The sequence below is a fragment of the Sulfolobus tengchongensis genome (assembly GCF_036967215.1).
In the GTDB taxonomy this organism is placed as follows: Archaea; Thermoproteota; Thermoprotei_A; order Sulfolobales; family Sulfolobaceae; genus Saccharolobus; species Saccharolobus tengchongensis_A.
Map to the genome: position 1 here is coordinate 2,609,324 of NZ_CP146016.1, position 21,870 is coordinate 2,631,193.

Genomic DNA, 21,870 nt, shown 5'->3' on the forward strand with positions numbered 1-21,870 from the left:
GATAATCTATCTTATATTCCTTTCAAAAGATTTAAGATATATACCACTTTCAATATCATATATGATTCAAAAAATTTAACTGTTATAAGGGTGCATGATATATCTGTAGCAATGAAACGAATATTAATATCGTCTGACAGAAGCGGGTCTGGAAAAACTCTTATAACCTCAGCACTTATGCGGACGTTATCCAAAAAATATAAGGTTAGGGGCTTTAAGGCAGGACCAGATTTTATAGATCCGGGATATCACAAAATTGCAACCGGCTACCCTTCTATAAATCTGGACTTATGGATGATGGGAGAAGAAAATGTTAAAAAAAGCATAGTTAAGTACGGAAAAGGTTTTGATGTAGGTATAATTGAAGGTGTTATGGGATTATACGATGGTGTGAATACATCTTATAGTACGTACGAAATATCAAAAGTTACAAAGACTCCTATAGTTTTAGTAATAAACTGCTCAAATATAGGAAGTACAGCAGGTGCAATAATAAAGGGATTGAAATATTATAGGAATGATATAGATATACGTGGGGTTATCTTCAATAAAGTAGGTTCGGAAGCACACTATAGCTACTGTAAAAATTCAGTGGAAGATGCAGAAGTACTGGGGTATATTCCATTCGACAAAAATCTGGAGGTAAAATCAAGGCATTTAGGTCTAATCACTATTGAGGATAATAAGGAGGTACAAAATCTAATTAATACTGCTTCAGAATTAGTAGAGAAGTATATTGATGTAGATAAACTGCTTGAAATTGCAAATGATGAAGAACTTAAGATTTCCCTAGATAGTGAAGAAAATGAGAGAGAAATAAAGCCTAAGATTGCAATTGCGTACGATTCTGCATTTAGTTTTTATTATCAGGAAAACTTAGATTTATTAAAAAGTAGGTATGAGTTAAAATTCTTTAGCCCATTGAATAATGAATATGTTGAAAATGCAGAAGCTATATATATCGGTGGAGGATATCCGGAGCTACATTTGTCTGAGCTGGAAAACGCTGTTATTACAAAAAACTGGCTTAAAAAAATGTCATATTCTGGAGTCAAAATCTATGCTGAATGCGGTGGTTTAATGTATCTATCTAAAAATTTGGTAGATGAAAACAATAAAAAGTATAGTATGGTAGGAATCTTTGATATAGATATAAAAGCCAAGGATAAACTAACAATAGGATATACGGAATTAGAAGCAATTAAGGAGAATTTCCTAGCTAGGAAAAATGCTATTCTCAGAGGACATGAATTTCATGTCTCTAAACCTTTAAGCGTTAATGAGAAAGAATTCATATTCAAAGTTAGAATAGGAAGAGGAATCACTGAGAAGATGGACGGAGTAAAAAATGGAAATACTATAGCTAGCTATTCACATTTGCATTTCTCTAACTTTCAGCAGAAGATTGTCTTCTGAGTTCTATTTTCTTTACCCTATCAAGCAATTCAAGAATTTTATCTATATCTTGTGAGTAAAGTCTGACATGAAATGGGAATTTTGAAGCAGATTTTATTTCTACATACTTCTTATCTCTATTCTGAGAAATCTCAGCATCCACTAAGTACTTAGAGGGTAAAAATACTCCGGATTTATCAGTAGCTATTATACCTTTTTCAGTTATTCGATAAGATGTTGGAGCCATTGGAATGTTTGTCTGAAATCTTAATACACGTCTATTTAACAAAAAGCTTACGCCATAAAGTAGCTCGAAATACAAGACGAAGAATCCAAACTTATATAAAGTATCTGAAATAGTCTTTACAAAATGTATCACGACATAATTATATACTATTATCAATATAATCATATAAAGGAACATTATACCTAACGACGAGAAATTCTTTTTCATAACCTCTGTAGTTTCCTTTATATACTCCTCATCTTTGTTAATTAATTCATTAGCCTTCTTTTCCTCATATAGCGTTCTAGCCGCTGTTATCTCTCCTAGAGATCTTCTCTCTCTAAGTAATGGATTAGATCGCATCATTATAACAGATGTTATGCCTAAATAAACCAAGATGTATAATATATAAAATTCTATAAAGTATGATGGGAAAAAGCTAAGCACTAATGAAAATAATATCATCATCACTTGCGATAGTAAGATAAACTTCCAATTAAATGGATTATATCCACTAGCAGACATTGTTATTATAACTACGCTACATGAGCTTATATTTCTGTTGGATCTATAGGTTTTTAAGATTACTTCAAATAAAAAATGTACTCATAAACGAGTAAATACTTTTATATACTATCATAATTTTGATAATCTTAAGATGGATTTTCTTAGTCTTCGAAAGGATTTAGAATCCGGAATACCAGTGCTAATCTATGACTTCGATGGAAGAGAAGAAGAAACTGATATGGTATTTTACGCCGGGGCAATAAGTTGGAAGAGTATATATTTATTGAGAAAAGAAGCGGGTGGGTTGATATGCTATGCAACATCTCGTGAAGAAGCAAAAGCTTTAGGATTAAACTTTATTGTAAATGATCTCTCAAAGCATCCAGTTTATAATAAGTTAGTAAAAAAACCCTCGTATGGGGATTATCCTGCATTCTCATTATGGGTTAACCACATACAAACAAAAACCGGAATATCAGACTATGATAGATACTTAACAATAAGTGAACTACATAAAGTAATAGTAAAAACAAGGCTGGATCTAGAGGAAGCAAGACAAGAATTTTATAATAATTTTATGATACCGGGGCATGTACCTATTCTCATTGCAAGAGATCTTAGTGAGCGTAAAGGACATACTGAGTTGTCAATAGCTCTACTGCATAAACTAGGATTAGAGAGGAGTGCAGTAATAACGGAAATCCTAGATGAAAAAATAAGTATGAACAAGGAAAAAGCAAAAAAGATGGCCGAAAACCTTGGATTTCAATTTGTTGAAGGTAAGGAGATCTTGAAGGAGGTAGCTACAATATGAGAAAATATGGCATAGCAGATACTACGTTTTCAAGAGTAGACATGGGAAAGATAGCATATAAGATAATAAGAGACGAGGATGATGAAGCTGAAATCATCAGATATACGGTACCTGGTATTAAGGATTTACCAGTAGCTGCAAAGAGATTAATAGATGAAGGATGCGATGGAGTAATAACTTTAGGATGGGTGGGAAAAACAATGTTAGATAAGTACAGTTATTTAGCTACAAGCATAGGCTTAATAATAGTTCAGATTCTTACTTCAAAACATGTAATTGATGTCACAATTCATGAGGATGAGGCTGATAGTGAAGAAAAACTAAAGGAAATAGCAATTGATAGAACTAGTAAGCATGCCAGAAATTTAGTTAAATTAGTAAAAGAAGGTAAGAACGCACTAACTAAGTATGCAGGAAAAGGATTAAGACAAGGGTTTAGGGATGCAGGGGAAATTGATTAGATTAGGAATCGTAGTTGCCGAGTTCAATTATGACATAACACAATTAATGTTACAGAAAGCGTTATCACATGCCAAATTTTTGAATGCAGAAGTAAAGGTAATTTTAAAAGTTCCAGGTACGTACGATATGCCTCTTGCAGTCAAAAAACTACTTGAAAAAGATTTCATTGATGCTGTAGTAGCCTTAGGAGCAGTAATAAAAGGAGAGACTAAACATGATGAGATAGTAGCAGGTCAAACAGCTAGAAAGCTAACCGATCTTTCTACAGAATTTGGAAAACCAGTAACTTTAGGAATAATTGGACCTGGCGCTACTCATGAGCAGGCTGTAGAAAGAATAGAAGAGTACGCTACTAGAGCAGTAGAAGCTGCAATAAAGTTAGTTCAAAGAATAAAGAGATTAGACGAAATAAAAGAGGTTCCAGAGCCGGTGAACATAGAGTGAAAATATTAGCTGTAAAACTATTAGGCTATAAAGAATGGACTGAGAGCTTAGGATATGATAGGGAGTGGTTGATTCAAAAAGTCCAAAATGAATTTATGATGAGGATACATGAAATAGCTGCTGAGTATAATACGTTTCCCCTCCAGCTGAGATATGATAACTTTCTAATGATAGTAGATGGAATAGCTAGTACTCAACTATCACAAATGCTAAAAGATATACAGCAATATCTTCCAGTTAAGATAAGAGCTTGTCTAGGCTTCGGAAAAACTCCATTAGAGGCTCAATCTATTGCATCTTCTTGTTTAAGTAATGAAAAAAGAAATGATTTTAAGGATTACGTAGATGAGAAAATAGCAGCATTACACTTCGATATAAATTATAACACACAATCATTACATCACATATCGATATATGATTCCTTTATGGAGATAATTGATGTGTATTTGCGATTATCCAAATTCCTATATAAGATAGGAGGTATAATACAATATTTAGGTGGAGATAATTATCTAGGTTTTATATCTATTAGTGATATTGAGAAAGTAATTGAAATAGTAAAGAATGATGATAAAATAAAAGTGGGAATTGGGATAGGGAGTAATGCTAGAAATGCAATAAGACTAGCTACTACTTCTTTAGAGAAAATAAGGGACAATAGGGAAATGGCATGGCATATAGAGAAAGAAGAGTAGTTCTCAATGTCAGATTAGGCTTATTCGGAGAAAACTTGGAAATAAGGGAAAACGTTAATTTAGAAATACAAGATGGTGTAGTAACACATATAGGAAACGGGTTTTCATCAGAGGGTTTAACGTTCAAAAATGGAATACTAATACCAGCATTAGTAAACTCTCACGTTCATGCAGCTGATTTTATATGTCAAGAGATGGGCTATAACAAGTCTATAAGGGAAGTCGTTGGAGATCCTAACAGTATTAAATATAAATGCTTAAATTCACATACGAAAGAAGATGTAGCTAACTCATTAGAAAAATTTTCTATGAGAGCTAAAGAATTAGGTTCAAATATAATAATTGATTTTAGGGAGCAAGGAATAGAAGGAAGTTTGATTGCAGAAAAAGTAAAAAAAGAAAAATTAATTCCAAACCATATTAGATATTATATTTTAGGTAGGCTTGAACAAAATGAATTAACAGATGAAAATTTAAAAAAACTACATGGAATTACAGATGGATATGGTCTATCAAGCGAATCTAGTGGAATTAAACTAGATTTAATAAAGCAATTCTTTAAAGATAAAATTAGAGCTGTACATGTTTCTGAGACTGAAAGACAGTGGCTTAAAAATGATTTGATATACTTAATAGAAGAGTATGAACCAAATTTAATAATACATGGAACACACTTGAGTGAAGAGGAAATTGAAGTTATAAAAGAAAAGGAAATCTCGTTAGTATACTGTCCTAGGAGTAATCTCTGGTTTTCAGTTGGTATTCCGAAGGTAGTAAATGGGTTAAGGAAAGGAGTTAATTTGCTGATCGGAACTGATAATGGAGGAGTTTTAGACCCAGATCTGTGGAAAGAAATGGAAACATTACTCCTAATCTCTAGAATCCAAGAACCTTTCTCTGATTACTCCCTACAAATTCTTAAAGCAGCAACTATTAACGCGTACAGGTTTTTGGGAATTAACGGATGGATAGAAGAAGGTAAGCGTATGGAAGCAGGAATATTGATAATAGAAGGAGAAAATTCAGGTATATTAAGCTCTAATAATAAATATTTAGGCATAATAAAAAGAGGTAATAAGATCATTTATAATCTAGGTGCTATCCAGAAGATCATATGACCGCCTGCAGTAGCTTCGACATCTAATTTCATAGGTAAATTATTACCAAAACCCACAGATACAGGAGCCGAAAAGCCTCTTAATCCAGCTACTGCGTCTTTAAACATTTCAATACTATAGGAGGATGAAGCCGAAGAATCAATATTCAACTCCTTCAAAGGTTTATCTTTGACTAGAAATGCAGTATATCTTTTTCCTTCCTCATCAACTTCAATTTTTATCTTATCTTCCTCTGTGGAAATTATCATCTCTTCGCCTATTAAAGCCATATCCGCAGCTATCACATTAAGAATCTTCTCGTCTACAGTAAAGTTTACAGATAGACTTACCTTCGGTTCAGTAAGTTGTTCCACATCACCTTTCTCAGCCTTGGCATAGATCGTACTTTTAGCTCCACTTTTTTCATCTCTTATGACAATCTTTAACCCACTGTCAGTCTCGCTGAGTTCAATAGTAGCTTTTTTAGATTTCGCTTTTGCAATCACCTTCTTTACTGTAGTTACGTCTAATTTAATGGAAATTGGTTTTTCAATCGTATATTCACTTAACACATCTTTTGGGATCCTTATAAGGGCCATTAGTACTTTGTCTTCAGTGAGGTGCCTTGAGAATATACCTTCTTCAGTGAAATTTAATGTAATAGTGTCCGTAACCTTTGTGATAGATCCAATAAATGAGAAAAAGTCCTTTGCGTTAGGATAGATCGCTTTAAACATAATTTTTAACCCTCTACACTTTTCTCTTTTTTCTTACTCTTTTTAACCTTTTTACTAACAGACTTCCTTGCTTTCTTCTTTGAATCTCTCTTTTCATACTCCTTATAATTCTCCTCAAATATCTTTTTAGCCTCGTCTATAGAGATCTTACCATTCAATAAATTATCCCAAATTTCAGTGTTTTTCATTAGCAACTCTATATCTTGAATTGAAAGTTTTGGAAATTCCTCTTCAGTTTCCTCACTACTTCTTTCCTCAGTCGCCTCCTCCTCGTTAGTCTCCTCCTTCTCCTCGTCTTCTGACATACCAAATACCAATTATTTTAAAGAATTAAGCTTTACTAAAAGTATATCTCTGGAATTCCCAGTTACTGTGACCACATATGCCCTGTCTAAAGATTGGATAGCTTGGTAAATTGCATCGTATTTATCTCTATCACTTCCCCCTAATGCCCTACTTATGTAATCTAACTCTTTTGGCTCAATTATATTAAAGATAAAGATATAATTTGAATTCTGAAAAATATTTTCCAAGTTTTCGGTTATTTGGGATATCAAAATCACTCCTACGCCGAATTTTCTTACCTCAGCAAAGAGCCTTTCAACGAGTTCAGAGCCAGTTTCTTTGCTTAGGATAAAAGGAGCCTCGTCTATAACTAAAAATTTCCACAATGTAGAAACCCCACGTCTATATAAATAGTTTCTAAAATCCCTTAAGATAGTCTCAATTAGAATATACTTTAGCTCATCTGTAGCTACCTTAGAAAAGTCCAGAATAACACTTTTCTCAAAAATCTTTTCCATATTCAAACTATTACCATTCAAAATTTGATTAGATAGAAACTGTATATAAGGTTCTATTGAAGATAAACGTGAAAGATCCTGCGAGTTATTTACCAACTTTTTCCTTTTCTCCAGAATTAATAGAACATCCCTGAACGACGGTGGTTCAATACCCCATGTGCTTTCATCATTTTCATCAATACCTTTCTCTGCATAAGTATCCATAATAATATTAAAAATGTCAATAGTCTGTAAATTACCAAGCTTAAAAATAGACCTTAACATATAAGCTACTTCCAATGCTCTTTGTCTAGGAGATGTACCATTTAGAGAAAGAGGATTTAGCGAGTTCTTAGAGATATCAATTTTCTCTGAATTTTCTATATCATATTCTCCATGTAGATCAAATACTAAGTAGCTAACCTCTGGTAACTTCTTTATAATACTTTTAGCTAGACTAGATTTTCCAGATCCACTCGTACCTATTATTAGCATATTATAATTTTTTGAATTCGCAAAATTAAGATAAAATTTTTTATTAGATAGTTTTTTCCATCCATATTTAGTATTAGAAATTCTATTAATTAAGGTAGGAGCTAACACTCCTTCTACTGTGCCCAATTCTATACCATCCTCATAAGTTTTAGAAAAAATTAATTGAGTAAGTAAGTAAGGTGCCGAGAGCCAAGATAATAAAATTAATGGGAAACTCAGATTATCACTAGCAAAGAGTGTTATTATAAAAGTAACTAAACTGCCCAATAGTAAAAGAAGGTTTGATAATAGTTGATAAAATACTACATATGACAAAGCTAAAAAGGAGATTCCATATAAGACTTTTTTCAATGTCACCTCTATCTTAATTTTTGAAATATTCAGCAATAGTTCATCTGGGAAACTTCTCCTTGAGATTCCTAGAATTATACCTATAATTGCAGTCGCGAGAACATAATAACCAAATAAATTTAAGAAAGTAGACCATATGATCCCAGAGTTTGCATCATTGGAAATTACTAAAGCGTAAGTTATGGATACCATATAATACATTAAAGAGACAATTATAGACGAGAACATTAAAGTAGTGATTATTGAAAATAATATAGTTAATATAGGTATGATTATCAGCAATATAGATAAGTTATTTACAAATACGCTCAAATTACTACTAAAAACACCATTTATAGGTGAACTCAAATAGTTCACCAGATAATAAACTAGATAAGCTAGAACAAGCATCAGAGCATTAGCTACAATGTGTCTCTTCTCATACATTTATATATGCCTCTTTAGTATTACATTATTGCTAAAGTAATGATAAATGTAACCAATGAATTCTTGGTAAGACTAAAGAAGCTTGGTTACGAGGACTTAACTCCAATACAAAAAGTTGCTATTCCTAAGATAGTCTCTGGAAAACACACTTTGATTATAGCACCAACGGGATTTGGTAAAACTGAAGCTGCAGTATTGCCCATCTTTTATAGCGTCTTTAAGAATAAACCTCCTAAAATATCAACCCTTTATATAACGCCTTTGAGGGCTCTAAATAGGGATCTAGAAGGGAGGTTGAAAAAATTAGGTGATGCATTTAATATTAATGTAAGTGTAAGACATGGAGATTCCTCACAAAAAGAAAGAAAGGAAATTCTGGAAAATCCTCCGGATATGTTAATAGTAACACCAGAGACCCTATTATACTTGATACTAAATGATGTTTTTAGGAGATATTTTGAAAATCTAAAATGGATAGTGATAGATGAGCTACAAGAAATGTTAGATGAAAAGAGAGGAATAGAACTTTCTGTTCTTATTCAAAGGCTCAAGAGGATATCCAAAAATAGAATACAATTAATAGGAATTTCTGCTACAATTGGCAACATAGAATTAGCTAAAAGATATTTAAATAAAGAGGGCGACGTAGATGTAGCCAGTATCGATACAATAAAAAGTATGGAGATTAGCTTAATATTGCCAAAAGCAGATGAGAGGTATTTAGATCTATCAGCAAAGTTGGGATTAAGGCCAGATACTATAGCTAGACTTGAAAAACTTAATGAAATAATAAGGGATAATAAACCAATAATAATATTCACAAATACAAGAGAAACCAGTGAATTCTTAGCCAGCCAGCTTTCAAATATCTACGAATTAAAGGTAGCTCCTCACCACGGCTCGCTATCTAGAGAAGTTAGGATTAAAACAGAAAATGATTTCAAAAACGGAAATATAGATGCAATAATTGCTACATCGAGTTTAGAGCTTGGAATAGATATTGGAAAGGTTAATTTAGTAGTTCAGTATATGTCACCACGGCAAGTAATTAGATTAATTCAAAGAATAGGTAGAAGTGGGCATAAAATAGGTAAAACTTCTAAAGGTTATATTATACCTTCTGACGATATGTTTGATATCTTGGAATCTAAGGCAATAATAGATTCTCTTAATTCAGGATTTTTAGAGAAACCATTAATTGAAGAAAATCCCTTAGATGTTGCATCACATGAAATAGCAGGAATGGTATTAGAGGGCTATAAAGATCCAAAGGAAATCTTAAGTATTTTACATGACTCGTTCTACTTTAGAACTTTCACAAACGAAATGTTAGATAATCTCCTTGAGATCTTAGAGTCGGCCAAGATAATTAAAAAAAGAGAAGACGGGACTTTAGCTCCCGGAAGGAGAATATGGAAATACTATTATGGGACTAATATGATACCAGATTCTATAAGAAATTACTTAGTAATAGACCATTCTACAAACATAAAGATAGGCACATTAGATGAGGAATTCGTCGCCTCACTAGAAGAAGATAGTGTATTTATTTTAGGCAGTAAATTATGGAAGGTAATTTCTATAGAAAACGATAAGATTTATGTAGAAAGAACTGAATTAAAAACTGGAATTTTACCAAGTTGGTTCGGAGAATCTATACCAGTTGAGAAGGAAATCTCAAAGAAAGTTTATGAATATATTTATGCAATAGAATATGATAAATTTAAAGAGGAAATAGATAATAATATAGTGGATACAATAAAAAGACATATAGAAAGAGGGTATCCAGAATTAAGACCTGATCTTATACTTATCGAAGTTATAAAAAATAACTTGGTAATAATTCATTCACCATTTGGCACGCGAGGAAATAATACAGTTGGATGCATTATTTCAAGTTTGTTAAACAGAGAGAAGAAAACCAAAACCTCATATAGATCAGACGCCTATCATATTGCAATATCCTCAGTTATACCTATAACTAAGGATGATATAGAGAAAATAATAAGCATCATAGTTTCATTGCCGATAAATGAAATAATAGAAATACTAAGGGAAGGTATAAAGGAAAGCCCGCAATTTAAATGGAAGTTATTAGTGGAAATAAAAAGATTTGGTATGATTGATCCGGAAAAGGAAATAACTCTCACATCCTCAATTATAAAAGCCTATGGAGATACGATAGTTGGAGAAGAAGCAATAAATGAACTAATAGTTAAGAATTATGATATAGAGATAATTAGCGAATTAAAGAAGTACACGTGGAAGGTAGTAGAAGTTTATGAGGCATCACCAATTGCTAAGCATTTCCTTGATAAAATTTTGAATTTCACTTCCATAGAGGATGAGGATAAACCACTTATGATAGAAATTTTCAAGAAAAAGCTTGAAAATAAAGAGGTAAAATTAATTTGCTTATCATGCGGATGGAGTTCTACATATACAGTGATTAATATACCAAATAAGTGTCCAAAATGTTCTTCAGTATTTCTAACTGCGTGTAGCCCAGACGATAATGAGTCATTATCAATAGTTAGAAAAGCGATAAAGGGTGATAAACTAACAAACAAGGAAAAGAGGAAATTAGAACAGCTAAAAATTGTTGCATCTTTCTTTCCAGATTATGGTAAATATACATTAATAGCTCTCGTAACCAATGGTGTAGGTCCTAGTAACTTAGGAAGAGTATTAAGTAAATTAAGTGAGGGAGAAAATGAATTTTACATGAGTCTAATTGAGGAAGAGAGAAGGTTTATAAAAACAAGAAAATACTGGCACTAATCTTAAATTTAAGCCTCTTAAAAGTTTTTGTGAGATTAAAATGCCCGCAATTGAAGTTGGAAGAATATGTGTCAAATTAAAGGGAAGAGAAGCAGGAAGTAAGTGTGTGATTGTGGATATAATAGATGATAATTTTGTTTTAGTTACTGGTCCAAAAGATATAAATGGAGTAAAAAGAAGAAGAACTAATATACTGCATTTAGAGCCGACTGATAAAAAAATAGAAATACAAAAAGGAGCATCAGATGACGAGGTAAAGAAGAAACTGCAAGAAGCTGGATTAATTGACTACATGAAAGAAAAAATAAAGGTTAAATTACCTGCATTGTGATTTAAATGATTTTAAACGATTTCATTTACAAAATAGACAATTTTTGCACATACAAAAATGAATGGATAATAAGGAAAGAAAGTGAAACATCAGATAAATACGGTTATTATCCAGAGAAGAGGCCCATAGAAGTACATATTAAGAATTCAATATTAAATCTTGATAAACCTCCGGGTCCAACAAGCCATGAGGTCGCATATTGGGTTAAAAAGATGTTGGGTGTAAATAGGGCAGGCCATGGGGGGACCCTAGAGCCCATATAATGGGCGGGGCAATCCTAAAGTTACTGGAGTATTGCCAATAGGCATAGAAAACGCCACAAAAATAATGAGCTATATAACTAAAGGGGGAAAGGAATACATATGTGTAATGCAAGTTCATTGTGAATTTGATAAAGATAAGCTTACTGAGGTCATAAACTTATTTAAAGGAGAAATATATCAAAGACCACCAGTACGATCTTCAGTAAAAAGAAGATTGAGAATTAGAACAATATATGATATAGAGATACTCGATATAGATAAGAAAATGGTTCTGTTAAGAATAAGCTCTGATTCCGGAACTTATATGAGAAAACTATGCCATGATATAGGAATAATTTATGGATGTGGCGCGCACATGAGAGAATTAAGAAGAACACGGTCTGGAATTTTCACGGAAACAACGAATTTAGTTAAACTCCAAGATTTCTCAGAAGCTCTCTATCTATATAAAAATTGCAAAGATGAAACCGATTTAAGAAGAGTTTTAATCCCAATGGAATATGCGACCTGCGGTATGCCTAAAATAGTCATAGAAGATAATGCAGTAAACGCTATAGCTTATGGTGCACAACTTGCAGTACCGGGTATAGTAGCTTATCAAAACTTTAACAAAAATGAGACAGTCGCATTGTTAACTCTTAAAGGTGAACTAGTAGCAATAGGAACTGCTGTAATGAACAGTAAAGATTTAGCAAATGCTAAAAAAGGAATTGTGGCTAATTTAAGCAGAGTTTTTATGCAAAGAGATATATATCCAAAAGCATGGAAAAAGCATGAAAGATGAGTACGTCATATCCGAAGTTATCAACGGAATACCTCTTACGTTGGTTTCTTCGTCTGGGGTATTCTCAAAGAAAGAGCTAGATTTAGGAACGAAAGTCCTACTAGAAAATATAAAATTGCCAGAAAGTGGAGTAGTAGCTGATGTTGGTTGTGGCTATGGTACTATAGGAATTTATTTAGCGCTAAAAAATCCTAATCTAAAAATTTACATGGTCGATATAAATTATATAGCCTTAAAATTAGCACAAAAAAATGCAAAAATTAATGGAGTTCACGACAGAACTATAATAATGAAATCCGATATCTTCGACGAGATACCATTAGAAGTGAAGTTTAGTGCCATCTACTCTAATCCGCCTCTATCTAAAGGTGTTAATTTCTTAAAAAAACTGGAGTCACAATCATTTGATAGGTTAGTTAAGAATGGATGGATCCAATTAGTAGTATATAAAGGAGAGGCTAATGTACAGAAGATATTTGGCCAAAGATTTAGGATTGAATCCGTAAAGAGAAAAAAGGGTTACTCCGTGATCACAATAGTTAAAGATTAAAGCTATTAAGTAATAAAGATAAAATGCCGGGGTGCCCGAGCGGTCCAAGGGGCTGGCCTTGAGAGCTCCCTGGTAAGCCAGTAGGGTTATTCCCTGCGCGGGTTCGAATCCCGCCCCCGGCGTTAATAAATAATTAGGGAAGGTACTATTGATTTACGTTATCATCACTATTAGGAAAGTCTTTATGTGATATCGCCATTAAATCTAGTAATTTTACATAAAGGCTTGTCTAATAAAGACTTTTCCGTAACTACTAACGCTACGAGTAATTTTTATGATCTACTAATTATCATAACTCTGTAATAGCTCTCGTAAACCTGTCTTCACTTTTAGTTCCACTTCCTTACTACTTAAACCTAACATTAATCCCGCATGATACCAACTTTTACCTTGTAGAACTCTTGCAACTAAAGCGCCTTCAATATCTTCACTTAAATTAATCCTAGGTTCTAAGAAATACTTTGTAGTTATATAGTGGGCAGCATCAGCTATACTGTTGTAAGGAATTTCTCCACTAATGTAAGATTTAATTTTCTCTAGATATAAGTAAGGAATTCTATCTTCTAGCTTAATCAAATCGTTCTTGTATGTACTTCTGAGAATAAGAGCTATCAGTAAAGGATTTAAATTATAATAAACTTGATGAGAAGTTCTTAATAATTTGTCCTTCAAAAACCCAGAAAGCTCTTTTACGAACTTTGATGCTCTTTCTGTTAACGGTTTCACAACTATTATCGAATAGCCGTTAAGTTGCTCATTTTTTATAGACGACAAATATATTGGTACAAATCCATTTTTAACCCAGAAGCGTAGCACTGAATAATCAACTACAAAAGAGGATCCGATCCAATCCACGTTTTCCTTCTGGGCATTTTTAATTACCTCATTCAAGATTTTACTGCCTATTCCTTTACCTTGATTCTCTGGAGATACGGCTATTCTCATTATTCTCCATCCTATCATTTTACCAAAATCTAACGCTCTTACATATTTGATAATCCGATGGGGAATTAAATGACCCTCATTTTTAAGACCTCTCGCGATATCAGTTATCTGTGTATCATTTAAGCCACCTTCGAATACCACCTGAGCTACTGCAATTGGCAAACCGGAGGAATATCCGACAATTATCTTCTGAAATGCCATATCACCCAATAACATTAAATCATCCGGAGAATTTCTATAATGAGCTTCTACTAATATGCCATAAACGGCTCTTAATAGATTGTCATTTGAAAATAAATCCTCTTGTGGAATCTCTCTCACTTCCAGATCACTTTTGTAGATGACGTCTGGTGCTTCAGCATCTAGCAATAATACATTAAACATAAATCTCTCAATGGGATCACCTTTTGCGTATCTAATGGGATATTCCATCTTTACATGCTTTAACAATAGGCTGTTCTTTAATTTATTGAGATATCTCATGAAAGCCTTTCCCGAACCTTCATAACCATGAATAGTTGTAACCAGAATTACCTTATCCCAACCCCTTATTATGTAATCTAAAGTCTCTAACCCTATTGCAGCAGCCTCATCAACAACTATCAGATTCCCCTCTTCGTTCTTAGCTAAATCTGGAGACACCCACTTAATTCTAGTATCTCCCACAATAATTTTCATAATTTTACCATCTTTAGAAGTTTTTATTCTAAATTTTGCCTTTAATTTCTTAAGTCCAACAATCATAAAGTTGAAAATTTCTTGCGCGGAATAGTATGTAGGTGAAGTTATTATAATATTGCTGAAGTTCTCTTCATGCCTATATGCGAGGAATGCGAGGAATAATCCAACTGATGCACTTTTACCTCTGCCTCTAGCTGCGGTAATAGCTAAAACCCTCTTTCCTTCACCTAATATAAATAAAGATTCCTCGAGAATCTTATTTTGATCAGAAGACATACATAGTTCATGAATTGGTAAAGGTATTTTAGGTTCTTTAGGAATTCTCCTAGACGGCTTATGAGCCTCATTAGAGGAATAGGGAGAAAAATAAACATGATCATCTTGAATTAATATTATACCTCTATGTTTCTTTGCTTCATCTAGAAATCTTCTCTCAAATAAATCTTTAACAATTCCGTTCCTAGTTAATGACTGTCTGTACATTTTATTTTGAAGAAAATTATCAGTATAGATAATTGCTAGACCTCCACCTCTAGTCATGTCAACAAATCTAGCTATATAATTTGGTCTAAAATCCCCTACCGTGTCCAAAATTACCAAATCAGCACTTTGCCCCAAAAATTTTTCCGAGTTGGAATAATCTATATCAATGAAATCCCCTTTTAATCTTTCCTTAAATAACTTCATCCTATCTTTAGATCCATTTAACCAGGGATGAAAGGCGTATATAACCTTAGGATTATGGTTTACTTTCAAATAATCTTCTATTAAAGAAAATACTTTGTCTATATACTCACTCGATTCAACAATAGCTAAGTGTCTATAGTAACCTTTAACACTATCAACAAAATAACTTTCATACATAGTTATCACATTATATATGCGGCCGCCGGGATTTGAACCCGGGATCACCGGCTTGGGAGGCCGGCGTCCTAATCCAGACTAGACTACGGCCGCACGTATTTGAATAAAATAGGTATATACAAATTTTTAAGTTTTGTTATTATCAGTTTTTCCAGCGGTAATCATCAAATCATTGGACCCTCTCATCATCATATATTACTATGTTATGTTTAGCTTACAAAAAATATTTAATCCCTCCTAATTGCCTCAATTGGAGTAAGCCTAGCAGCTTTCCAAGCAGGATAAATACCAGCTATCAAACTCACGACAACTGCAACCGCTAAGGCTACAACTATAGCTTCTACTGAAATAACTGGTTTGAATGAAAACAAAGCTGATGATGCACCACTAGATGCTCTAAAACCTCCAGCGAAAGCACCCCCTCCTCTGAAACCTCCTCCAAATCCGCTAGATGTAGCAGAACCACTATTTAGACTATTTGAGGTAGATTGAGAAGTTATTGCAGATAAGAGGTCAATGAATGAAGTTGAAATTAGACCTGCTAATACGCCAACCACACCGCCTATAAGCCCTATTATTCCAGATTCTGCTAAAAAAACAAGTAGTATATCTCTAGTGGTTAAACCAAGTGTTTTCATTATACCTATCTCTCTTATTCTCTGATATACTCTACTCAGCATTATAGCCATTATACCTACGGCACCAACAAAAAGAGAGATTGACGCTACAGCTACAAGTAATAGACTAAAGCCTGAAGTAATTGTTGATACTGTATTGATTAATTGTTGAACTGAAATAACACTAAATTGATTGCCATATATTTCTTCGATAAGATTCACTAAACTATTAACATCATTAACAGATTGAGCTTCAACTATTAGCTCACTATATGTAGTTCTATTTAGAATTGCCATGGCTTCACCTAAAGGAACGAATATTGAAGTCTCAGAATTGGAGAGAGGATTAGCTCCAGATGGGGATAAAACTCCAACTACTTCTAACGTTACACTGTTTCCCCTTGAGATTTGAACAGTGATCGTACTTCCAGGTGAAAAGAAAACACCAGCTACGGGATTAGCAACTTGTGAGCCAATAACCGCTTCTGGCGAGGTGATAGGTGGATAAACTGTTCCACTCTCTAAAATTACTTGGCCTAAAAGAGCTGATAGATTATCTATACCTAGTATACTGATACCAATAGGTTGACCCTCAACGTTTATTGTTCCAAATCCACTAACTACTGGATAAACTGCTTTAACGCCAGGTAAACTTCCAATAGTTGCTACAGTAGCTTGTGTTAAATCAGAACCCCTAGGTAAAATTAGTATTGTATTAGGGCCTAATGACTCAACAACTGAAAGAATAGACTGACTAACACCTTGAGTAAAAGCTACTAGGGTAGTTACACTTGCTACTCCTATCATAACCGCTATTATGGCTAAAATGGCAATTGCTTTTCTCGATATTAAACCCTTATATGCTAGCCATAATATATCCAAGGAGTTCATATTTAAAAATCACCTTTTTCGTCTTAAAAATACAATCGCTAAGATTATAATTAATACGATAATTACTATTGCAACTATAATTAGTAAAATATGATTACTGGAATTACTAGTATTCCTAAATGAATTAGTAAATGTTGTAGACGCATTTAAGATCTGTAGCGTGATATTAGAGTATGAGTGAAGAACTTGACCTATATCATTAGTATATGTGTATTCTATAGGAATAGTGTAGGTACCGGGTTTGGTACTATTATTTATCCTAAACGCAAAAGTAAACGTAGATGAAGTATCTGAGCCTAAGTTACCTACATAATACGTATTCTGTCCTATGACCGATATTCCTCTAGGTGGAAACACAGTTACCGTTAAGCCATTAGCAGGACCAGTTCCAAAATTATAAATTGTAGCGGTAACTGAAACGAGACCTCCTCTTACAACAATGGTGGGAACGTAAGATACACCAGTTATTATGATATTTACTGAACCTGCAGCTAAATTATTTATAATCTCTTGAGCTTGCTTTAATTCTCCTTGTTGATAATAGGATATCGAAGCAGTTACACTAACTATTCCAGCTGTTTGTGTGTAAACTTCTATTGGAACATACAGTTCTTGTAATGGCTTTAACAATGGTAATGTTATAGTAGTTACATTCACATATAAAGTTCCTTGCGATGCCAATGATATAGTAACGTTATACAGAGGCTGATTTAGTATGTTCTCTACTAAAAGTTTAGTATACTCGACTTCTCCTGTTAACAAAGTAGAGGAGTTAAATTGAATTAAGATAGGAATTGTTGGAGAATTAATCTGAGCCACATAGACTGGAATTGAAATTTGCTCTTCTCTCTGTATATTGCCTTGATAATAAACTATTGTTAATGAAATGGAATATGTACCAGAGTTTTGAGAGTATATTGTTATAGGGATAGAGTACTGTGAACCTGATTTAAGTACCGCTAAATTAAATGTAGTACTATTTATATAGATAGGCGATGAAACAGTGATTGAAAGATTGTACAAAGTTGTGTTTAATGTATTGGATAAAATTAAATTAGCAGATATAAACGTGTTAGGTGATACTACTCCAGGGTTTAGCATCGCGGTAATTGGGGTTAATGGTGCCAATAGCGGAGAAACATAAAGTCCTATTTGCTGTTGATATTCAGACTCTTGATACACAGAATCTAAATAAGAAATTGAAACAGAGAATTGTACGGGAGTCCCTTGATAATTAGATGGAACGTAGACCTCTAATGGTACCTTTACTGATTGGTTTGGTTTTATTAATCCTATCTTAGGCAAACTATTGAGAATTGATAGTTCTTGTGATGATACTGATAACGTCAGATTATATACATTACCGGATCCTATATTCATTACAATCAAAGTTATATTATTAATTGCCCCTGCAGTTAAAGAGGAAGATGATGGTATAATCTCTAAATTGGATTGCCCCATCAAATACAACGTGAATGTTAAATATTGTATAACACTTACACTTACTCCGCTACCTTCAATAGTATTCCAAATGACCTTCAAAGGAATAGTATATCCTCCTAAAGACGCGTTATAAATATTAACTACAAATGAAACAGGAAATTCTTCATAAGATTGCAATGATCCTCCATTAACGTAAATTAGATCTCCGCCAGTTATATTACTGAAGCCTTTAGGCAATTCAATTTGTATTGAATAACTGTTTACTGGTACCGGACCCGTATAAATTAACTGAAGATCTACTGGAACACCTAACTGATTTGGACCAGAATTTAAGGTAACATAAGGAGTTAATATCTCACCACCAATAGTTTGATTACTATTAATTTCAATTGTCACATTAAGTGAATGATACGAACCAAACACTAATGCTGTTATTGGTAATTTATATGAGCCTATTGTAGCGTTATTATAAACGTTTACAATGGCTTGCGCAGTAGCCGAAGAGCCGGCAGAAAGCAAAGGTATATTTATCTCCTTAGTTACAAATTGAAAGGGATACGTAGAGTTTAGGAACAGAGTAACATTAGTAGCTGAAACGGTCCCAGTATTATAAATTATCAAATTTATAGGAACATCTTGCTCTCCCGGAAATATTGTCCCAGTAGTTTGGGCTACTGCTGAAAGTTGAACATATCCTATTATTGGAATTTGTACAGGGACTGTTTGGCTTATCTCAACCCCATTCTCTAAATATGTGACTTCTAAATAGAAATTATATATACCGAGGGGAATATGCGGAGTGATATTGCCGATAAAGGTAAGTTCGTATTCCTGATTAGGAATAATTACAGGAATGGAATATAACTGAGTATTAGAAATCACAAGGAAAGGACCAGTTTGTATTGGATAAATTTCTACATTAGTTATATTTCCAGATCCATGGTAAGTTAGAGTCACTTGTAATGGAACTAATCTCTCACCAGGTGTAACATAAGGAGGTGAAGTAAGCCATTGTGCAGTAGCTGAAAAAGAATTTGATGATTGAGCTGAAACACTTAACGGCATAAATAATAGAAAAGAAGGAATTAAGAGCAGTAATAAAATAATAGATGAGAATATCTTATTCATTCTGGATCACCTCTTTCTCTATACTTCCGTCTCTAATATACACGATTCTATCTGCATACTTCATCATATCTGGATCGTGAGTGGCCATTACTATCGTCACTTCCTTTTCATCATTTAATTTCTTCATTAACTCGACAATAGCTTCACCGGTTTTTGAATCTAAGTTCGCTGTTGGTTCGTCTGCTAGTAATATTTTTGGATCGTTAGCTAGAGCTCTGGCTATTGCAACTCTTTGTTGCTGACCACCGGACAGCTCGTTTGGTCTTTTATTTTTAAGTTCCAACATGCCGGGTATTAGGGAAAGGATTTCTTCGGCTTTTTCTCTCCTTTTCCAGACAGGTACTCCGGCTGCAGCCAAAGCTAGTTCCACATTTTCAAGAACAGTTAGATATGTGATAAGATTATAAGATTGAAATACGAAACCAATGTATTTTCTTCTAAATGTGGCCCTTTCATCTTCATCAAAATATGTGACATCATGACCATCAATTATTATTTTTCCACTTGTAGGTGAATCCAAAAGACCCATCAAATCCAAAAGTGTAGTTTTTCCAGACCCTGAAGGACCTGCTATAACCAGGAACTCCCCTTTTTTAACTTTCAAATTAACTCCTCTTAACGCAACATATTCAACGTTCTTTACCTTATATATCTTCTTTAAGTCTATAATATCGATTATGATATCAGTCATCAACCCCCTATATGAAGCTTAGTATAAAAGTATTTTCATAAGTTTTTAGGTTGTTTTCATATTGCTGTCATGAAGGAATAAATTACTCTTATGTCTTATTACATTTATCTTCACCCTTTATCTCATGTAAATCTTATCTCAATATCTATAAAGAGATCATAGATACTTAATATTTCTAACACTTGCTAACTTTATAGACACGCTAGGTCTTTCGATATCATACAATAATTAAAAATGTCAAAAATTAATTAAAATTATAAGGTGCCGCCGCGGGGACTTGAACCCCGGACAACCCGGTCTCTAAAAAGTTTCCATTGATCGTTAAAAAGTAACGTAAGACGTTTCACAAGAGAAGAAGAAATTGATTTACATAAAGTAATGAATACTGATATGATAATCAGTAAATGAGGGAACGTTTTCAAGGTGTTAACTCCCCAGTTTACCTTGTTAATTCTTCTCTGTACTTCAGACAATATTCGCGGAACTTCTTTCCGGCTATCTTCCTCCACTTTCGGTATATTATCCCCTCTTTTGTCATCCTCGATAAATATACTGTAAGTGTTTTTCTATCTACCCTGGTCTTTCTCTCTAATTCTTCTAATGAAAGACAACCAAGGGAGCTCCCGAAAGCCAACATTATCCTTTGAGGTACTGTTAATTTCTCTAAAATTCTCTCTGCCATAATTGAATCTAAAGCCTTAAACAGGATTAAAAATTTGTAGTATCCGTAGTAGCGCTGCAAAGTTGAGTTTCTTGGCTTGTTTCTGCAGGTCAAACAAAATTTAGTCCTACTTACTTTATCGTGAGAGCGAGCTCTTGCAACTAAAAATTTTGAGATCCGGGCAGGATTAAATGCTTTGAATTTTTCTTTAGTAAACTGGGGAGTTAATTCAATGAAAGAAAACTTTAATTCACAGTAGAAGAATAAGAATTAGGGATGAGGGGGTCAGGTCAGAGCAACGGCGTCCTATCATAGGTCAACTCGTGTCGTGCTCATCATCCCCTCATCCCCGATTTCTAATTTGAAAAACATATTTAAAAATCTTTCTCTTTTCGTATATTATCTCATTAGAAATAATAATTAAGTAAATAGTAAAATAGCTTATCCAAAAAGCCTAATCTCTTTTTCGGAAATGCCCCGACAACCCATCCAACCGCCCACCCGCTCATGGTAAATGCAACAATAAACGTATTATCACTCCTCACAGCCTGCTCTATAGCGAATGAAGTGGAAATACCAAAGATTACCCCTACAAGGAACCTTATCAACGTAAGTAATATGACATTACTTGCAAACCCGCTGACTAGAGAAATCGTTCCTAACGCTATCATCGATATTAGGAAAACCTTCTTCGACCCTAACGTAACGATAATTTTCTGATAAATTATCGCCCCAACTATTCTTCCCCCAAAGGCTATGGATACTATAAGGAAGGAAAGCCAGTGAGGTAAGTTGAACTGGCTCACGGT

General features: G+C 33.7%; 21 protein-coding genes and 2 tRNA genes. 12 read left to right on the forward strand and 11 right to left on the reverse strand.

The window, feature by feature from the left end; translation table 11 throughout:
* The first annotated feature begins 111 nt into the window (after window positions 1-111).
* Window positions 112-1,416, forward strand: a complete 1,305-nt coding sequence (locus V6M85_RS13015; RefSeq protein WP_338600965.1) for a cobyrinate a,c-diamide synthase — start codon at window positions 112-114, stop codon at window positions 1,414-1,416.
* Here V6M85_RS13015 and V6M85_RS13020 read toward each other — a convergent pair.
* Window positions 1,388-2,146 (reverse strand): DUF2208 family protein, encoded by a 759-nt coding sequence (locus V6M85_RS13020; RefSeq protein ID WP_338600967.1) that lies wholly within the window; start codon window positions 2,144-2,146, stop codon window positions 1,388-1,390. The two genes, V6M85_RS13015 and V6M85_RS13020, sit on opposite strands and share 29 nt — an antisense overlap.
* Before the next feature lie 133 nt (window positions 2,147-2,279).
* Here V6M85_RS13020 and V6M85_RS13025 point away from each other — a divergent pair, with 133 nt between their 5' ends.
* From V6M85_RS13025 to V6M85_RS13045, 5 genes are read left to right on the forward strand one after another with little or no spacing between them, the layout of a single operon-like run.
* Window positions 2,280-2,942: a 3,4-dihydroxy-2-butanone-4-phosphate synthase gene (locus V6M85_RS13025; RefSeq protein WP_338600969.1), complete on the forward strand. Its 663-nt coding sequence runs from the start codon at window positions 2,280-2,282 to the stop codon at window positions 2,940-2,942.
* Window positions 2,939-3,403, forward strand: a complete 465-nt coding sequence (gene ribC / locus V6M85_RS13030; protein ID WP_338600972.1) for a riboflavin synthase — start codon at window positions 2,939-2,941, stop codon at window positions 3,401-3,403. The genes V6M85_RS13025 and ribC overlap by 4 nt, the downstream gene beginning before the upstream one ends.
* Window positions 3,384-3,848 (forward strand): 6,7-dimethyl-8-ribityllumazine synthase, encoded by a 465-nt coding sequence (gene ribH, locus V6M85_RS13035; protein WP_338600975.1) that lies wholly within the window; start codon window positions 3,384-3,386, stop codon window positions 3,846-3,848. Before ribC ends, ribH begins: the two co-directional genes overlap by 20 nt.
* A complete protein-coding gene (locus V6M85_RS13040; RefSeq protein WP_338600978.1) occupies window positions 3,845-4,543 on the forward strand; it encodes a GTP cyclohydrolase IIa in 699 nt (232 codons plus the stop codon). Before ribH ends, V6M85_RS13040 begins: the two co-directional genes overlap by 4 nt.
* Window positions 4,519-5,661, forward strand: coding sequence for an amidohydrolase family protein (locus tag V6M85_RS13045; RefSeq protein WP_338600980.1), 1,143 nt, complete (start codon window positions 4,519-4,521; stop codon window positions 5,659-5,661). The genes V6M85_RS13040 and V6M85_RS13045 overlap by 25 nt, the downstream gene beginning before the upstream one ends.
* Here the strand turns inward: V6M85_RS13045 and V6M85_RS13050 are convergent.
* The 3 genes from V6M85_RS13050 to V6M85_RS13060 are packed head-to-tail and all read right to left on the reverse strand — an operon-like array spanning window position 5,628 to window position 8,431.
* Entirely contained in the window at window positions 5,628-6,377 is a 750-nt protein-coding gene (locus V6M85_RS13050; RefSeq protein WP_338600981.1) for a DNA polymerase sliding clamp, read from the reverse strand. The two genes, V6M85_RS13045 and V6M85_RS13050, sit on opposite strands and share 34 nt — an antisense overlap.
* 5 nt (window positions 6,378-6,382) lie before the next feature.
* Window positions 6,383-6,694 carry an RNA polymerase subunit Rpo13 gene (locus V6M85_RS13055; protein ID WP_338600984.1) on the reverse strand — a complete coding sequence of 104 codons (312 nt, stop codon included), beginning with the start codon at window positions 6,692-6,694 and terminating at the stop codon, window positions 6,383-6,385.
* Entirely contained in the window at window positions 6,695-8,431 is a 1,737-nt protein-coding gene (locus tag V6M85_RS13060) for an ATP-binding protein (protein ID WP_338600987.1), read from the reverse strand.
* 39 nt (window positions 8,432-8,470) lie between these two features.
* Here V6M85_RS13060 and V6M85_RS13065 point away from each other — a divergent pair, with 39 nt between their 5' ends.
* The 6 genes from V6M85_RS13065 to V6M85_RS13090 all read left to right on the forward strand — a co-directional run bounded on the left by V6M85_RS13065 (window position 8,471) and on the right by V6M85_RS13090 (window position 13,262).
* Entirely contained in the window at window positions 8,471-11,212 is a 2,742-nt protein-coding gene (locus V6M85_RS13065; RefSeq protein WP_338600989.1) for a DEAD/DEAH box helicase, read from the forward strand.
* A gap of 40 nt (window positions 11,213-11,252) precedes the next feature.
* The gene (locus V6M85_RS13070; RefSeq protein ID WP_338600992.1) at window positions 11,253-11,543 is read left to right on the forward strand and encodes a 50S ribosomal protein L14e; all 291 of its coding nucleotides are present in this window, start codon (window positions 11,253-11,255) and stop codon (window positions 11,541-11,543) included.
* 5 nt (window positions 11,544-11,548) lie between these two features.
* A complete protein-coding gene (locus tag V6M85_RS13075) occupies window positions 11,549-11,806 on the forward strand; it encodes a tRNA pseudouridine synthase A (RefSeq protein WP_338600995.1) in 258 nt (85 codons plus the stop codon).
* A 31-nt stretch (window positions 11,807-11,837) separates the two neighbouring features.
* Complete coding sequence (locus V6M85_RS13080; protein WP_338600997.1) at window positions 11,838-12,590, forward strand: RNA-guided pseudouridylation complex pseudouridine synthase subunit Cbf5; 753 nt, start codon at window positions 11,838-11,840, stop codon at window positions 12,588-12,590.
* Window positions 12,580-13,140, forward strand: a complete 561-nt coding sequence (locus V6M85_RS13085) for a class I SAM-dependent methyltransferase (protein WP_338600999.1) — start codon at window positions 12,580-12,582, stop codon at window positions 13,138-13,140. Before V6M85_RS13080 ends, V6M85_RS13085 begins: the two co-directional genes overlap by 11 nt.
* 25 nt (window positions 13,141-13,165) lie before the next feature.
* Window positions 13,166-13,262: transfer RNA gene (locus V6M85_RS13090), tRNA-Ser, on the forward strand.
* 160 nt (window positions 13,263-13,422) lie between these two features.
* On the opposite strand, the gene V6M85_RS13095 is transcribed toward V6M85_RS13090, so the two are convergent.
* From V6M85_RS13095 to V6M85_RS13125, 7 genes are all read right to left on the reverse strand, one after another.
* Window positions 13,423-15,630, reverse strand: a complete 2,208-nt coding sequence (locus V6M85_RS13095) for a tRNA(Met) cytidine acetyltransferase TmcA (protein WP_338601002.1) — start codon at window positions 15,628-15,630, stop codon at window positions 13,423-13,425.
* Between the two features lie 17 nt (window positions 15,631-15,647).
* Window positions 15,648-15,723, reverse strand: a tRNA-Gly gene (locus V6M85_RS13100).
* A 134-nt stretch (window positions 15,724-15,857) separates the two neighbouring features.
* Window positions 15,858-17,138: an ABC transporter permease gene (locus V6M85_RS13105; protein ID WP_338601004.1), complete on the reverse strand. Its 1,281-nt coding sequence runs from the start codon at window positions 17,136-17,138 to the stop codon at window positions 15,858-15,860.
* A gap of 9 nt (window positions 17,139-17,147) precedes the next feature.
* Window positions 17,148-19,709: a hypothetical protein gene (locus tag V6M85_RS13110; protein ID WP_338601006.1), complete on the reverse strand. Its 2,562-nt coding sequence runs from the start codon at window positions 19,707-19,709 to the stop codon at window positions 17,148-17,150.
* On the reverse strand, window positions 19,702-20,400 hold the full coding sequence (locus tag V6M85_RS13115; protein WP_338604816.1) for an ABC transporter ATP-binding protein: 699 nt from the start codon (window positions 20,398-20,400) through the stop codon (window positions 19,702-19,704). Before V6M85_RS13115 ends, V6M85_RS13110 begins: the two co-directional genes overlap by 8 nt.
* A 439-nt stretch (window positions 20,401-20,839) precedes the next feature.
* Entirely contained in the window at window positions 20,840-21,082 is a 243-nt protein-coding gene (locus tag V6M85_RS13120) for a DNA-binding protein (protein ID WP_338601009.1), read from the reverse strand.
* A 386-nt stretch (window positions 21,083-21,468) separates the two neighbouring features.
* A complete protein-coding gene (locus V6M85_RS13125) occupies window positions 21,469-21,867 on the reverse strand; it encodes an MFS transporter (RefSeq protein ID WP_338601011.1) in 399 nt (132 codons plus the stop codon).
* Window positions 21,868-21,870: the final 3 nt, after the last annotated feature.